At 71.3% G+C, this 14,892-nt stretch carries 14 protein-coding genes and 1 pseudogene; 8 read left to right on the top strand and 7 right to left on the bottom strand.

All coding sequences use genetic code 11. From position 1 onward, the window contains the following. Positions 1-152: 152 nt before the first annotated feature. From G3I40_RS23700 to G3I40_RS23690, 3 genes are all read right to left on the bottom strand, one after another. Complete coding sequence (locus tag G3I40_RS23700; protein ID WP_164304138.1) at positions 153-785, bottom strand: TerD family protein; 633 nt, start codon at positions 783-785, stop codon at positions 153-155. Between the two features lie 129 nt (positions 786-914). Continuing rightward, positions 915-3,050 carry an excinuclease ABC subunit UvrB gene (gene uvrB, locus G3I40_RS23695; protein ID WP_164304137.1) on the bottom strand — a complete coding sequence of 712 codons (2,136 nt, stop codon included), beginning with the start codon at positions 3,048-3,050 and terminating at the stop codon, positions 915-917. 48 nt (positions 3,051-3,098) lie between these two features. Next, positions 3,099-3,953, bottom strand: coding sequence for an MHYT domain-containing protein (locus G3I40_RS23690; protein WP_164304136.1), 855 nt, complete (start codon positions 3,951-3,953; stop codon positions 3,099-3,101). A gap of 265 nt (positions 3,954-4,218) precedes the next feature. Between G3I40_RS23690 and G3I40_RS23685 the strand changes: the two genes are divergently transcribed. Further along, positions 4,219-4,791, top strand: coding sequence for a methylated-DNA--[protein]-cysteine S-methyltransferase (locus G3I40_RS23685; protein ID WP_164304135.1), 573 nt, complete (start codon positions 4,219-4,221; stop codon positions 4,789-4,791). A 224-nt stretch (positions 4,792-5,015) separates the two neighbouring features. Continuing rightward, positions 5,016-6,275, top strand: coding sequence for an MFS transporter (locus G3I40_RS23680; RefSeq protein WP_164304140.1), 1,260 nt, complete (start codon positions 5,016-5,018; stop codon positions 6,273-6,275). Positions 6,276-6,303: 28 nt separating this feature from the next. On the opposite strand, the gene G3I40_RS23675 is transcribed toward G3I40_RS23680, so the two are convergent. Next, entirely contained in the window at positions 6,304-6,681 is a 378-nt protein-coding gene (locus G3I40_RS23675; protein WP_164304139.1) for a cupin domain-containing protein, read from the bottom strand. A 232-nt stretch (positions 6,682-6,913) separates the two neighbouring features. Here G3I40_RS23675 and G3I40_RS23670 point away from each other — a divergent pair, with 232 nt between their 5' ends. From G3I40_RS23670 to G3I40_RS23655, 4 genes are all read left to right on the top strand, one after another. Continuing rightward, the gene (locus tag G3I40_RS23670; protein WP_164304134.1) at positions 6,914-7,177 is read left to right on the top strand and encodes a GlsB/YeaQ/YmgE family stress response membrane protein; all 264 of its coding nucleotides are present in this window, start codon (positions 6,914-6,916) and stop codon (positions 7,175-7,177) included. A 138-nt stretch (positions 7,178-7,315) separates the two neighbouring features. Beyond that, positions 7,316-8,542: a formaldehyde dehydrogenase, glutathione-independent gene (gene fdhA / locus G3I40_RS23665; RefSeq protein ID WP_164304133.1), complete on the top strand. Its 1,227-nt coding sequence runs from the start codon at positions 7,316-7,318 to the stop codon at positions 8,540-8,542. A gap of 154 nt (positions 8,543-8,696) precedes the next feature. Then, positions 8,697-9,602, top strand: coding sequence for a pseudouridine-5'-phosphate glycosidase (locus G3I40_RS23660; RefSeq protein ID WP_164304132.1), 906 nt, complete (start codon positions 8,697-8,699; stop codon positions 9,600-9,602). Next, on the top strand, positions 9,599-10,504 hold the full coding sequence (locus tag G3I40_RS23655; protein WP_164304131.1) for a sugar kinase: 906 nt from the start codon (positions 9,599-9,601) through the stop codon (positions 10,502-10,504). Before G3I40_RS23660 ends, G3I40_RS23655 begins: the two co-directional genes overlap by 4 nt. Positions 10,505-11,163: 659 nt before the next feature. Here the strand turns inward: G3I40_RS23655 and G3I40_RS23650 are convergent. Next, positions 11,164-11,964, bottom strand: coding sequence for a methyltransferase domain-containing protein (locus tag G3I40_RS23650; RefSeq protein WP_164304130.1), 801 nt, complete (start codon positions 11,962-11,964; stop codon positions 11,164-11,166). A gap of 277 nt (positions 11,965-12,241) precedes the next feature. Here G3I40_RS23650 and G3I40_RS23645 point away from each other — a divergent pair, with 277 nt between their 5' ends. After that, positions 12,242-13,333 (top strand): magnesium and cobalt transport protein CorA, encoded by a 1,092-nt coding sequence (locus G3I40_RS23645; protein WP_164304129.1) that lies wholly within the window; start codon positions 12,242-12,244, stop codon positions 13,331-13,333. A 34-nt stretch (positions 13,334-13,367) separates the two neighbouring features. Here G3I40_RS23645 and G3I40_RS23640 read toward each other — a convergent pair whose 3' ends face one another. Both G3I40_RS23640 and G3I40_RS23635 read right to left on the bottom strand, forming a co-directional pair. Further along, positions 13,368-13,787, bottom strand: coding sequence for a CBS domain-containing protein (locus tag G3I40_RS23640; protein WP_164304128.1), 420 nt, complete (start codon positions 13,785-13,787; stop codon positions 13,368-13,370). A 98-nt stretch (positions 13,788-13,885) separates the two neighbouring features. Continuing rightward, a complete protein-coding gene (locus G3I40_RS23635; RefSeq protein ID WP_164304127.1) occupies positions 13,886-14,530 on the bottom strand; it encodes a uridine kinase in 645 nt (214 codons plus the stop codon). Positions 14,531-14,575: 45 nt separating this feature from the next. Between G3I40_RS23635 and G3I40_RS23630 the strand changes: the two are divergent. Further along, positions 14,576-14,892: pseudogene (locus G3I40_RS23630) on the top strand (DUF2293 domain-containing protein); the annotation flags it as partial.

Here is a 14,892-nt window from a genome sequence, read left to right as displayed (position 1 = left end):
CGACGCGCTCGGTGCCGTGCACGGTGCCCCGGTCGTCGGCGAGCGTGGCGCCCGCGACGACCGGCCGGCCGGCCGACACCCGGATCTCCAGACGGGTCTGGGTGAGGGGGTGGTTCTGGCCCCTCACCAGTTCGGCCGCCATCGTGATCCCGCTACAGACCGGGCAGGATCGCGGGCATCAGGTCCTGGAACGTACGGCCGTTGGCCGCCGTGCCCAGGGCCGTCATCTTCCAGCCCGCGCCGTCCCGGTGCACCTTGGCCATGATCTGCGCCGTGTACTGGCCGCCGCCGTCGAGCGTGTAGCGCGCGAGCTCCTGGCCGTTCGTCTCGTCGACCAGACGGCAGAACGCGTTCTGCACTTCCTGGAAGGTCTGTCCCGTGAAGGAGTTGACCGTGAAGACAATCTGGTCGATGTGCACGGGCACGCGCGCGAGGTCGACGAGGATCGCCTCGTCGTCGCCGCCCTGGCCGACGCCGCCCACCAGGTTGTCACCGGTGTGGCGCACCGAGCCGTCGTCGCTGACGAGGTGGCGGAAGAAGACCACGTCCACGGGCTGTTTGTCGGCGAAGAGGACCGCGGACGCGTCGAGGTCGATCTCGCGCGTACGCGTACCGAACAGGCCTCGGCGCGGTGCGGCCTGCCAGCCGAGGCCCATGCGCACGGCGGTGAGAGTGCCCCCGCCCTGCTTCTCCAGGCTGATGGCCTGGCCCTTGGTCAAGCTGATGCCGGGACCCCTTGAAGCACCAGAAAAATCGGCGGTCACGCGCTGCCCCTCTCGAACCATCCCCTGTTACCGCGCCTTGCACGCGGCTGGGTCAAACCCTAGAGGGCGGCACTGACAGCGCCGCCACCGCGGACGGGGTTTTGTGGCGGTCTTGCAACACGCCCACGCCGCCCCGCCCGCCGGGGCGGGTCAGGCGATGCCCGCCTCCTTCATCTGGCGCAGCTCCTTCTTCATCTCGGACACCTCGTCGCGCAGGCGTGCCGCGATCTCGAACTGGAGGTCCGCCGCCGCGGCCCGCATCCGCTCGGTCAACTCCTCGATCTGCTCGGAGAGTTCGGCGGCGGGACGGTCGGTGGGGACGGTCGGCTCCGCCTTGCTGCGCTTCTTCTTGCCCGTCTCCGCCTTGCCGAGCGCGGGGACGGGGGCCTTGGCGCCCTTTCCGTCCTTGCCGCCCTTGCGGTAGCCGCTGCCGAGCAGCTCCTCCGTGTCCACGTCCTCGCGCGCGATGGACGCCACGATGTCGTTGATCTTCTTGCGCAGGGGCTGCGGGTCGATCCCGTTCGCCTCGTTGTACGCGACCTGCTTCTCCCGGCGGCGGTTGGTCTCGTCGATGGCCTTCTCCATCGCCGGGGTGACCTTGTCGGCGTACATGTGGACCTGGCCCGACACGTTACGAGCCGCACGGCCGATCGTCTGGATCAGGGACGTGCCGGAGCGCAGGAAGCCCTCCTTGTCGGCGTCGAGGATCGCGACGAGGGAGACCTCGGGCAGGTCGAGGCCCTCGCGCAGCAGGTTGATGCCGACCAGGACGTCGTACTCGCCCGCGCGCAGCTCGCGCAGCAGCTCGACGCGGCGCAGGGTGTCGACGTCGCTGTGCAGGTAGCGCACCTGGATGCCGAGTTCGAGGAAGTAGTCCGTGAGGTCCTCGGCCATCTTCTTGGTCAGCGTGGTGACCAGGACGCGCTCGTCCTTCTCGGTGCGCGTACGGATCTCGTGCACCAGGTCGTCGATCTGCCCCTCGGTGGGCTTGACGACGACCTCGGGGTCGATGAGGCCGGTGGGGCGGATGATCTGCTCGACGTAGCCGTCCCCGCGCGCGAGCTCGTAGTTCCCGGGGGTCGCCGAGAGATACACGGTCTGGCCGATGCGCTCCTGGAACTCCTCCCACTTCAGGGGGCGGTTGTCGAGCGCGGACGGCAGCCGGAAGCCGTGGTCGACGAGGGTGCGCTTGCGGGAGGCGTCGCCCTCGTACATGGCGCCGATCTGCGGCACGGTGACGTGCGACTCGTCGATGACGAGCAGGAAGTCGTCCGGGAAGTAGTCGAGCAGCGTGTTCGGCGGGGAGCCGGGCTCGCGGCCGTCGAAGTGCATCGAGTAGTTCTCCACGCCGGAGCAGGAGCCGATCTGGCGGAGCATCTCCAGGTCGTACGTGGTGCGCATGCGCAGGCGCTGGGCCTCCAGCATCTTGCCCTGCTTCTCCAGCGTGGACAGGCGCTCGCCGAGCTCCTTCTCGATGTCGTTCGCCGCGCGCTCCAGCCGCTCGGGGCCCGCCACGTAGTGCGTCGCCGGGAAGATGTACAGCGAATCGTCGTCGCTGATGACCTCGCCGGTGAGCGGGTGCAGCGTGGACAGCGACTCGATCTCGTCGCCGAACATCTCGATGCGGACGGCGAGCTCCTCGTAGACCGGGAAGATCTCGATGGTGTCGCCGCGGACGCGGAACGTGCCGCGGCTGAACGCCACGTCGTTGCGCGTGTACTGAATGTCGACGAAGCGTCGCAGCAGGTCGTCACGGTCGAACTCGTCGCCGACCTTCAGCGGGACCATGCGGTCCACGTACTCCTGCGGCGTGCCCAAGCCGTAGATGCACGAGACGGAGGCGACGACGACGACGTCACGGCGGGTCAGCAGCGAGTTCGTCGCGGAGTGGCGCAGGCGCTCCACCTCCTCGTTGATCGAGGAGTCCTTCTCGATGTAGGTGTCCGACTGCGGGACGTACGCCTCGGGCTGGTAGTAGTCGTAGTACGAGACGAAGTACTCGACCGCGTTGTTCGGAAGCAGCTCGCGGAACTCGTTGGCCAGCTGCGCGGCCAGCGTCTTGTTCGGAGCCATCACGAGCGTGGGGCGCTGGAGCTTCTCGATCATCCACGCCGTGGTGGCGGACTTGCCGGTGCCGGTCGCGCCGAGCAGGACGACGTCCTTCTCACCTGCGCGGATGCGCTTGTCCAGCTCGGCGATGGCCGCGGGCTGGTCACCGCTGGGCTGGTACGGGCTGACGACCTCGAAAGGTGCCACCGTGCGTTCGATCTTGGATACGGGCCGCATGGAATCCACCGTACGACCCCCCACTGACAACAGGGGCCGTCCGCCGGGTCACCAGCCCTGCGGCGTGCGCGGCTGCTGCCCGTCGGGGGCTCGGCGCGGGCGCGGCACGAAGCCGCGCGCGGGGCGGCCTTCCTGGTCCGCGGCCTCCTGGGCGTCACGCCAGTCGGGCCGCCCCATGACCATCAGCGGGTCGAACATGACCACCACGCCGGCCAGGAGCAGGAAACACAGCGGGCCGATCATCATGGGCGCGAGGATGTTCGTGGCCGAGTCCCCTCCGGGGGAACCGGTGACGCCTCCCTGCACGTGGACACTGACGGCCGCCATCCCCATGTAGTGCATGCCGGAGACGGCGAGCCCCATCACCAGGCTCGCGCCGAGGCTCCACAGGATGCCGCGGATCTGTACGGCGGCCCACAGTGCCGCGGTGGCGGCCACCATGGCGATCACCACCGAGGCCGCCACGATCACGGTGTTGTACTCGATCGTCCCGTGCATCCGCATCCCGGCCATTCCCAGGTAGTGCATCGACGCGACGCCCAGGCCGGTGATCGTGCCACCGGTGAACAGGGCGGGGCCGGTCGCTCCCTTGTAGCCGACGATGAAGACGCCTATGCCGACCATGACGATGGCGACGCCGAGGCTCGCGAACGTCAGGGCCTTGTCGTAGTGGATCGGCATGTCCTCGACCGTGAAGCCCATCATCGCGATGAAGTGCATCGTCCAGATGCCCGAACCGATCGCCGCGGACCCGAGCGCGAGCCAGCCGACCCGCCAGGTGTTGGCGACGAGAAGCGATCTGGTGGTGCACCGAAGGCCCAGGGCTCCGCCGAGGCAGGCCATGAGGTACGCCACCCCCGGGGTGACCAGTCCATAACTGAAGCCGTCGACCGACCCCTGCATGCGTCGAAGCCCTTCCGCCCGTGTTTGCCCTGAAATTTCCTGCTCGTCCCCTGTGTGAACGGCCGTGGGGGCGGCCGCGGTTGAGGCTGAGATTAAAGCTCACACGGGAACGCTCGAACGATTTTCCGGCAAAGGATCCTGGCATTGAACGCGGGGTCGGTCGCAGTTGGATAACACCGTTCAAGCAATGACCGTTCTCCGCCCGACTTCTGTCGTCCGGGCTCCCGGCCCTGCGTTGTCAGTGCCGCGCCGTAGCGTGGTCGCCATGGACGCCACTGGGCAGGAGCAGCAGAAGCAGAGCGAGGGCGCGCGGGTCGTGTGGGCCGCCGTGGACAGCGACATCGGACCGCTGCTGCTCGCCGCGACGGACGAGGGGCTGGTGACCGTGGTCTTCCACGCCACCGACGCGGTGCGGGACAAGGCGCTCGGCCGGCTGGCCTCCCGTTTCGGGGCCGAGCCGGTCCCGGCACCGGACGCGCCGCTGCTCGCCGAGGCGAGGCGCCAGCTGGAGGACTACTTCGCCGGGCGGCGGCGCGACTTCGATCTGCCGCTCGACTGGTCGCTGATCGCCGGGTTCAACCGGGAGGTGCTGCGCGAGCTGGCCGCCGGGGTGCCGTACGGGGCGGTCGTGGGCTACGGGGACCTGGCGAGCCGCGTGGGACAGCCCGGGGCCGCGCAGGCCGTGGGCGCGGCGATGGGGGCCAATCCGCTGCCGGTCGTGGTGCCGTGCCACCGGGTGGTGGAGCGCGACGGCGGGATCGGTGGGTTCGGGGGCGGCCTGGAGGCGAAGCGGAAGTTGCTGGCGCTCGAAGGGGTGTTGCCCGAGCCGCTGTTCTGAGAGGGTCCCCGGAGTCCGGGGCGGGGTTCTGGTTCGTTTGTCCGTTCGTTCGTTGGGGTGGGGGGCCGTCGTTGCGTGCACGGGGTGGGCGGTTCGGTCGCCTGAAAGGCTCGTCCTCGAACGCCGGACGGGCTGGGGGTGGCGGGCAGGCTGTCGGGGACCAGCACGCCAGGGGTGGCGGGCGGACCGTGGGTGATGGTGTTCGGCCCGGTGCGGGCACGGGCATGGCCGGTCTGCAGCGGCGTACTCAGCGGGTGCTCGTTGCCTCCCAGATACTCGGCGGACTCGGCACGGCCACGGGGATCGCGCTGGCCGCCGTGCTCGCCAAGAAGGTCAGCGGTGACGAGGCGCTGTCGGGGCTCGCGTCGACGGCGAGCGTCGCCGGATCCGCGGTTCTCTCGGTCCCCCTGGCCGCTCTGATGAACGCGCGGGGGCGACGTGCCGGACTCGTGCTCGCCTATCTGATCGGCACGCTGGGGGCAGCCACGACCGTGATCGCGGCCAAGGCGGGGAGTTTCCCGCTGCTGCTCGTGGGGCTCGCGGGCTTCGGTGCCGCGTCGTCCGCCAATCTGCAGGCCCGGTACGCGGCCGCCGACCTGGCCGAGCCCGACCGGCGGGCCCGTGCCATCTCGACCGTCGTGTGGGCCACCACCGTCGGCGCCGTGCTCGGGCCGAACATAGCGGCGCCCGCGGGCCGCAGCGTCGCCGGGCTCGGCATACCCGCCGAATCGGGTCCCTTCGTGTGGGCGGCCGGGGTGTTCCTCCTCGCCGCGGCCCTGGTGCACCTCACGCTGCGCCCCGATCCGCTGCTGACCGCCCGGGCGCTGGCTCCGGCGGAGGAGCAGACGCGCGCGGCCCGCTCCCTGCGCGCCGGGTTCGCCGCCGTCTCCGCGTCGCCGCGCGCCCGGCTCGCGCTGGTGACGGTAGCCGTGTCGCACACCGCGATGGTGTCGGTCATGTCGATGACGCCGGTGGATCTCGAACACCACGGCGCCGGCATCGAGTTGATCGGCCTGGTCATCAGCGGGCACATCGCCGGGATGTACGCGTTCTCGCCGGTGATGGGACGTCTCGCGGACGCCCTCGGCCGGTTGGCGGTGATCGGGCTCGCGGTGGGGCTGCTGGCCTGTGCGGCGCTGCTCGCGGGGACGGCGGGCGGCAGCCACGCGCAGAGCGCCGCCGGTCTGTTCGTGCTGGGTCTCGGCTGGTCGGCGGGGCTCGTCGCGGGCTCCGCGCTGCTCACCGACTCCGTTCCCCAGGCCGCGCGGGCCGCCGCGCAGGGCCTGTCCGATCTGACGACGAGCCTGTCGGCAGGCATCGGCGGGGCGACGGCGGGCCTGGTCGTGGCGACGGCGAGCTACGCCTGGCTGAACCTGGCCGCGGCGTGCCTGCTGGTACCGCTCGGCGCATTCACCCTGTTCACCCGGCGAACCAGCGATCCGGAGCCCCGACAGACTCAACAGACCCAGACCCAGACCCAGTAAGCCCAACCTGCCTACTTGGCAAGGGAGTTCAGCTCAGTGTGATGTGGTAGGCCTTGCGCAGCGTCTCGTGCACCGTCCACGTCGTGCGGTCGCCCTCGCGGAGCACGGCGGCCGTGCCGGGGCCGAGTTCCAGGACGTCGCCGCCCTCGACCTCGACGGTGGCGCGTCCGCTGACGACCACGAACAGCTCGTTCGCCTCCGTGTCGGTGACGACGCCGGGCGTGATCTGCCAGATGCCGCGCAGTTGCTTGCCGTCGGCCGACTCCCACAGCACCGCGCCCGTGACGACCGGATCGCCCGAGACGATCTGGGCCGGGTCGAGGGGTTCCGGCTCCAGCGTCACCTCCGGGACGCGCACGGCGAAGGACGCGGGCGAGGGTGCGGGAACGGAGGCGGAGACGGACACGGAGGCATCGGCAGAGGAAGAGGGCCAGGAAGAGGGCGAGGAAGGGGCCGAGGAACGGGCGGAGAGGGACTGATCGTTCGTGGTCATGGGCGGTCACCCTAGATGACCTGCGTCTCTCCTCTCACTGGACGGCTCGTCACGTACGGGCGGCGGCGACTGGACGGCTCGTCCAGGGGAAGACATGTGGCAGACACACAGAGCGATATGACGACATGTCTTCTGGAGGCACGACATGGAGATCTCCGGCATTCTCAGCGCGATCGTGATCGGCATCGTCATCGGTGTGCTCGGTCGCCTCGCACTGCCCGGCCGGCAGCGCATCGGCATCCTCGCGACGATCGCCGTCGGCATCGTCGCGGCCCTGCTCGGCTCGGCGATCGCCGCGGGCTTCGACGTCCAGGACACCGACGGCGTGGACTGGATCGAGTGGCTGATCCAGATCGGCCTGGCGGCGCTCGGCGTCGCCGCACTGGACCGCGGCCGGCTCCGCCGCTGACCCGCCCGCCGTTCCCCGTTCGACAACGGGTCCCGCCGGGGCTCCTCAGAGCGCCGATTCGGTAGCAGACTCCGCCGTGCGCACAGCCGCAACATCCGCCGGAACGAAGTCACGGAACCGAAGGGACGGCGATCAGGCATGAGCGGAAACAGGGCAGTCGCGTATCTCAAGCCGGGTGCGGTGGAGGTCAGGACCATCGACCACCCGACGCTCGAACTGAAGGACGGCCCGGGGGTGGCGTCCGCGAATGTCGGCCGGACCTGCCGGCACGGCGTCATCCTCAAGGTGCTGGCCACCAACATCTGCGGCAGCGACCAGCACATGGTGCGCGGCCGCACCACCGCTCCCGAGGGCCTCGTCCTCGGCCACGAGATCACCGGCGAGATCATCGAGAAGGGGCCCGACGTCGAGTTCCTGGACGTCGGGGACATCGTCTCGGTGCCGTTCAACATCGCGTGCGGGCGCTGCCGCAACTGCAAGGAGCGCAAGACCGGCATCTGCCTGAACGTCAACCCCGCCCGCCCGGGGGCGGCCTACGGCTATGTCGACATGGGCGGCTGGGTCGGCGGGCAGGCCGAGTTCGTCATGATCCCGTACGCGGACTTCAACGCGCTGCGCTTCCCCGACCCGGAGCAGGCGCGCGAGAAACTGCTCGATCTGACGATGCTGTCGGACATCTTCCCGACCGGCTTCCACGGCGCGGTGACAGCGGGCACCCAGGTCGGCTCGACGGTGTACGTCGCCGGTGCCGGGCCCGTCGGGCTCGCGGCCGCCGCGTCGGCACAACTGCTCGGCGCGGCCGTGGTGATCGTCGGCGACCTGAACGCCGAACGGCTCGCGCAGGCACGGAGTTTCGGCTGCGAGACGGTCGATCTGACCCGGGGCACGGTCGAGGAGCAGATCGCCGAGATCCTCGGTGTGCCCGAGGTGGACGCGGCCGTGGACGCGGTCGGCTTCGAGGCCCGCGCGCACGGCCAGGGCTCCCCCGAGGCGCCCGCGACCGTGCTCAACTCGCTGATGGGCGTGACGACGGCCGGCGGCGCGCTCGGCATTCCCGGCCTGTACGTCACCGACGACCCGGGCGGCGTCGACCAGGACGCGCGTACCGGGACGCTGAAGGTGCGACTCGGGCTCGGCTGGGCGAAGAGCCACCGGTTCACGACCGGGCAGTGCCCCGTCATGACGTACCACCGGGGCCTGATGATGGCGATCCTGCACGAGCGCGTGCACATCGCCAAGGCCGTCAACGCGACGGTGATCGGTCTCGACGACGCGCCGCGCGGCTACGCCGAGTTCGACCAGGGCGCGAGCAAGAAGTACGTCCTGGATCCGCACGGTGTACTGAGCGGTGTCCGGCCGGTGTGACAGCGGCAGCGACGTCGTACGAGCGGGGCTCCACGCGCGCGTGGGGCCCCGTTCGCTGTGCGTGAGCCTGTAGGTGACGTGTTTGGGGGCGTCGCACGACCGCCAGTGATGAGAGGGACGGCGGAGAGGGTTCCAACGGGCGGGAGGCGTACGCATGTTGAGCGTGGCGGACGAGGTACGGGACGCGGTCGGGGCGGGGCGTCCCGTGGTGGCACTGGAGTCGACGATCATCGCCCACGGGCTGCCGAGGCCACGGAACCTGCGGGTCGCCGCGGAGCTGGAGCAGGCCGTACGCGACGAGGGCGCCGTTCCCGCGACGATCGCGGTGCTGGACGGCCGGCCTCATGTGGGCCTGGACAAGCAGCAACTGGAGCGGGTGGCCAACGAGGACGGCATCCGGAAGCTGAGCCGGCGCGATCTCCCGCTCGCCGTGGCGACGGGCGCGAGCGGTGCGACGACCGTCTCGGCGACGGCGCTGCTCGCCGCGCGCGCCGGGGTACGCGTCTTCGCGACGGGCGGGCTGGGCGGGGTGCACCGGGGCTGGACCCAGACCCAGGACGAATCGGCCGACCTGGGTCTCCTCGCGCGTACGCGGATCACCGTGGTGTGCGCGGGAGTGAAGTCGATCCTCGACGTGCCCGCCACGCTGCAGCGCCTGGAGACGCTGGGGGTGTCGGTGGCGGGGTTCGGTACCGACCGCTTCCCGGGCTTCTACCTCGCCGACTCCGGCGAGCCGGTGGACTGGACGCTGGGCACGCCGGGTGAGGTCGCGGCGGTGATGCGGGCTCAGGACGCCTTGGAGGCCGACGAGTCCGCGCTGATCGTCGCCAACCCCGTACCGGAGGCGGAGCAACTCGATCCCGCGCTGCACGCGCGCGTACTCGAGAACGGACTGCGGGCGTGCGGGGAGCAGGGGGTGAGCGGCCAGGCCGTGACGCCGTTCCTGCTCGACTACCTGGTGCGGCACACCGGCGGGGCGTCACTGGAGGCCAATCTCGCGGCCGTACGCGGCAACGTACGGCTCGGCGGGCGGATCGCCGCGGCCTGGGCCGAGAGGTGACGAGGGCGGGCGGCGGGGCGCTGCTGGTCGTCGGCGACGTCGTCACGGATGTCGTCGCGCGGCACCGCGGAGCGCTCGCCTCGGGCACGGACACGGTCGCCGCGATCCGTACGGTGCCCGGCGGCGCGGGCGCCAACGTCGCGTGCTGGGCGGTGCGTTGGGGGTGCCGGGACGTGACGCTGCTGGGGCGGGTCGGGGCGGATGCGGCGCGCTGGCACGAGGAGGCGCTCGTACGGGCCGGAGTGCGGCCGCGGCTCGTGGTGGACGCGCAGGCGCCGACGGGGTCGGTGATCTGTCTCGTGGACGCGGAGCACGGAGCCGAGCGAACGTTCCTCACGGACAGCGGGGCATGTCTGCGTATCGGCCCCGCCGACTGGTCCGCCGCGTACCTCGACGGGGTGGACTGGCTGCATCTGTCCGGGTATCTCTTCTTCTCCGCCACGGGGCGGGAGTTGGTGGCGGCGGCATTGGGCGACGCACGCGCGCGTGGCGTCCCGGTGAGTGTGGACCCCGCCTCTGCCGGGTTCCTGCGGGAGTGGGGGCCCGAGCGGTTCCTGGCGCTCGCGGACGGGGTGGACGTGCTGGTGCCGAGCCGCGACGAGGCGGCGCTGCTCACCGGGGCGGGTGACGTGGAGGCGGCCGGCTCGAAGCTGAGCGGGCGGTTCGCGACGGTGGTCGTGAAGGCCGGCGCGGCCGGAGCGCTCGTGGCCCGGGCCGGCCTGGTACGGGAGCGGGTCGCCGCGGTCCCGGACGTGACGGTGCGGGACTCGACGGGAGCGGGCGACGCGTTCACCGGAGCGCTGCTCGCGGCGCGGCTTCGGGGCGACGGCTGGCGGGAGGCCGTGACGGAAGCCTGCCGGGCGGGGGCACTCGCCGTGGGCCGGGTGGGCGGCAGACCATGACGGACGGCCGCCCCGCGAAGACACCCGCCGGGAGCCGCCGGGACGACAGGCAATGACGGAAGGGCGCCCTGCCGGCGCGCTCCCGGGGCCCGCACGGACAGCGCGTCAGCCGCACGGACAGCGCACCACGACGGAACGCCGCCTCCGCGAAGGCATTCGCCGGGAGCTTCCCAATGCTGAAGTCAAGCCGCGTGTACCAGACCACGACAGAAGACCGCCCCACGAGGACGCTCGCCAGGAGCCGTGCAGACGGCGCACCATGGCGAAAGACCGCCCGGCACGAAGACACCCGCCGGGAGCCGCACGGACGGACAGGCCATGACGGAAGGACGCACCGCTAGCGCGCTCGCCGGGACCCGCACGGACAGCGCATCAGCCGCACCGACAGCGCACCACGACGGAACGCCGCCTCCGCGAGGACCAGTCGGAAGCCGCACGGACAGCGGCAGACCCACGACAGAAGGAAAGCCCGGCGGGGCAGCACCCCCAAGCCCGAGGAGACGCACTCCCAGCCCGGGAAACGCGCCCCGACCCAAGGCGACACACTCCCCCGCCCGAGGCGACGCGCCCCGGCCCAAGGCGACACGCCCCCGCCCGAGGCGACGCGACCCGCCCGACCCGACCGGCCCCCGGTCCGAAGAGACGCGCGCCCCGCAGGACTAGGGCTTCCTCCCCCACGCCGAGATCAGTGGCGCGGTCGCCAGGTCCATCGAGCCCTCGGCGACGTTCGCCAGATGGCGGTCGATGTCCTCGTCCGTGGCGATGCCGCCCTCGACGAGCCGGGTACGGATCTGCTCGACCGTCGCCGTTTCCAGCGCCGTGCAGGCGGGGGACGTCAGGGGGAAGTACGCATCGGCCTCCACCTGGCGCAGGCCCGCCTCGCGCAGCAGGCGCGGGAGTTTGCGGCCGTACGACAGATCGGCGCCGCGCTCCGCCAGCAGGGCGCGGAAACCGTGGCGCAGACGGTTGGCCAACTGCTGTTCGGGGCCGTGCTCGTCGGGGCTGAGCAGCGGCTGGAGTGCCGGGTCGGCGTCCTCGACGAGGAGGCGGCCACCGGGGCGCAGGGAACGGATCATCGACTTCAACGCCCGCTCCCGGTCCGGCACGTGGACCAGGACGAGCCGGGCGTGCACCAGGTCGAAGCTCTCGGCGGGCGGCTCGTCGACGCCGACGTCGTGCCGGCGCACCTCGACGGGGGTGCGCGGCGCGCCGCTCTGCCAGGACGTGTCGATGTCGGTGGCGAGGACCCGGCCGGTCGGACCGACCTTGCGCGCCAGCCACGACACCACCGAGGTGCCGCCGGCGCCGACCTCCCAGCAGCGCCAGCCGGAACCGACCCCGAGGCGCTCCATGTGCCGGAACGTCGTGGGGTCGAACAGGGTCGTGAAGGCGTCGAAGCGCCGCCCCGCCTCGGGTTGCTGATTGTCGAGAAGGTACGCGTGGCCGCCGGATTGCATCATGGCCCGATCATCCCAGCCCCGTCACCCGATACCAGACATTTGCCCTGCTTGGTGCCACATCGGGGCCTCCCGCATTGTCGGTGGCGGCTGGCACACTGGCTGGTCACGCAAGCGCACGAGGGACGTACGGAACCCGAAAGGTGTAGGGACGTACGGACGCGAAGGCCTTGCGGAACACGAGAGCCACGAGGGTCACGAGGGTCACGAGGGTCACGAGGGCCTTGCGGAACACGAAGGCCGTACGAACACGTACGGGAACGGGCACGAGGAGCCGAGCATGTCGATGGCGGGCAACCTGCGCAAGGTCGCGAAGCTGGCGCGGCGCCGGCGCCGGATCGACCTGAGCCACCCGGCGCGCTCCCCGCTCGGATCGGCGGTGGTGAACTGCGTGACGTACCGCGACGGCGTCCGCGAGACGGGCGGCCGCGACCTCGCCGAGGCGATGCGCGCGGTGCGCAAGTCGGACGACGGATTCGTCTGGCTCGGCCTGCACGAGCCGACCGAGCTGGAGATCGCGGACATCGCGGAGCTGTTCGACCTGCACCCGTTGGCCGTGGAGGACGCGGTCCACGCGCACCAGCGGCCGAAGGTGGAGCGGTACGGGGAGACGCTGTTCGCGGTCTTCAAGACGGTCTGTTACGTCGAGCACGCGGAGCTCACCGCGACGAGCGAGGTCGTCGACACCGGGGAGCTCATGGTGTTCGTCGGCCGGGACTTCGTGATCACGGTGCGGCACGGGCGGCACGGTTCGCTGGGGCCCGTGCGGGAGAGCCTGGAGGCGAATCCGGAGCAGCTCGCCAAGGGTCCGGCCGCGGTGCTGCACGCGATCGCGGACAACGTGGTCGACGACTACCTGACGGTGACCGACGAGGTACAGGCGGACATCGACGAGGTCGAGGCGGACGTGTTCTCGCAGAACGGGGAGCGGGCCGACCCGGGACGCATCTACCAACTCAAGCGCGAACTGCTGGAGTTGAAGCGGGCGGTGATACCGCTGTCCCGCCCGATAATGGAGCTGGCGGGCCGCCCGTACCCCGTCGTGCCGCCCGAGATACAGGCGTACTTCCGTGACGTCTCGGACCATCTGCTGCGGGCGGCGGAGCAGATAGCGGCCTTCGACGAACTGCTGAACTCGATCCTGCAGGCCCATCTGGCACAGGTGACGGTCGCGCAGAACGAGGACATGCGCAAGATCACGGCCTGGGCCGCGATCGTCGCCGTGCCGACGATGGGCTGCGGGGTCTACGGCATGAACTTCGACCACATGCCGGAGCTGCACTGGCAGTTCGGCTATCCGATCATGATGTCCGTCATCGCCCTGATCTGTTTCGGCGTCTACCGGGGCTTCAAGCGCAACGGCTGGCTCTGAGTCGCGGTCCGATCGAGGCGGCGCCGGACACGGGTCAGCTCTTCGCGTAGACGCTCTCCACCCACGACGCGATCTGGTCCTCGCTCAGATGGGTGGCCAGGTCGGCCTCGCTGATCATGCCGACGAGGCGCTTGTTCTCGATGACCGGCAGCCGGCGGATCTGGTGGTCCTGCATCTCGTGCAGGACGTCGTCGAGCTCGGCGCCCGCGTCGATCCAGCGGGGCGTGCCCTTGGCCATCTCCCCTGCGGTGACCTTGGCGGGATCGTGCCCCATGGCCACGCAGCCGACGACGATGTCGCGGTCGGTGAGGATGCCGCACAGCCGCTCGTTCTCGTCGCTGATGGGCAGCGCGCCGACGTTCAGCTCACGCATGAGCTGCGCGGCGCGGTCCAGGGTCTCGTGGGCGGGGATCCAGCGCGCACCGGGGTGCATGATGTCCGCGGCGGTGGTCATGGTCGTACCTCCCGGGGCCGGGGTGGGGTCCGGCGCCGTCCCTCATTCTCACCGCGCCGGGTGCGGGCCGCATGTCCTCGCGGTCGCCGCAGCCGAGGTCACCGCTGTGACCAGGCCGGATGCCGCGGATCGTCGGCCCGTACGACGATGTCGGCGCCGTCGCCCGGAGCGGTCTCGGTGTCGTAGCGGGCGAAGGCGGGCAGCGTCCACCGGTCGGCTTCGGGGGTGCGTCGGCGCAGGGCGCCGGGGGTCAGGCCCACGTGGACCGTCAGGTCGAAGGGGAACCAGTGGTTCAGCAGGAACGGTCCGTGCAGCAACAGGGCGCCGCCCGGCGGCAGTCGGACGTAGGGGCTGCGGGTGGCGCGGTCGGTGGCCGGGTCCCACAGGTCGGGCAGGACCCGGCCCGTGCCGTCGGGTGCGAGCGGGCCGAACACCTCACGCCACAGGGCGCCCGTGTCGAACCAGCCGCTGTAGTACGACTCCTCGTCCTCGCGCCCGAACTCGTAGCGCAGCGAGGCCGGGCGCAGGAAGCCCTCCGTGCCGATGGTGAGGGAGGTGCGGCCGCGGACGCGCAGGGCCTCGGCGACGCGGGCCGCGAGGTCGCCGGGACGGGCGGCCGGTGCCCCGTCGAAGGCGACCTTCGGCCAGGGGCCGCCGTCGGCCGCCTTCAGGTCGAGCAGGCGCTCGGCGAGGGCGTCGCCGAGCCGTTCCCAGGTGATCGCTTCGAGTCGCACACGCTCCATGATGCCGGGCGGTGACGGAGGTTCCCCGGCGGGCATGACGTTCGTATGAGCAGCACGGCCCCGCCGCCCGCGACCTCCCTCGCGGTCCGCGGCCCCCTCGTCTTCCAGCCGGTCAAACACCGCCGCTGCGGCGCCTGCCGGGCCGGACCGCTGACCCTGCTGGTACTGGAGGAGGGGCGGCCGCGCTGTCTGGACTGCGTCGACCTGGGACATCTGGTGTATCTGCCGCGCGGCGACACGGCGTTGACCCGGCGGGCCCGCGAGGAGAGCGCCCTGTCGGCGGTCGTGGTGCGGTTCCACCGGCGGCGCGGGCGGTACGAGCGGCAGGGCGTGCTCGTGGAGGAGGCTGCGCTCGCGCGGGC

It is taken from the genome of Streptomyces sp. SID14478, from assembly GCF_010548525.1.
Lineage (GTDB): Bacteria > Actinomycetota > Actinomycetes > Streptomycetales > Streptomycetaceae > Streptomyces.
The sequence above is the reverse complement of the archived record's forward strand: the minus strand, read 5'-3'. Positions and strand labels throughout refer to the sequence as shown.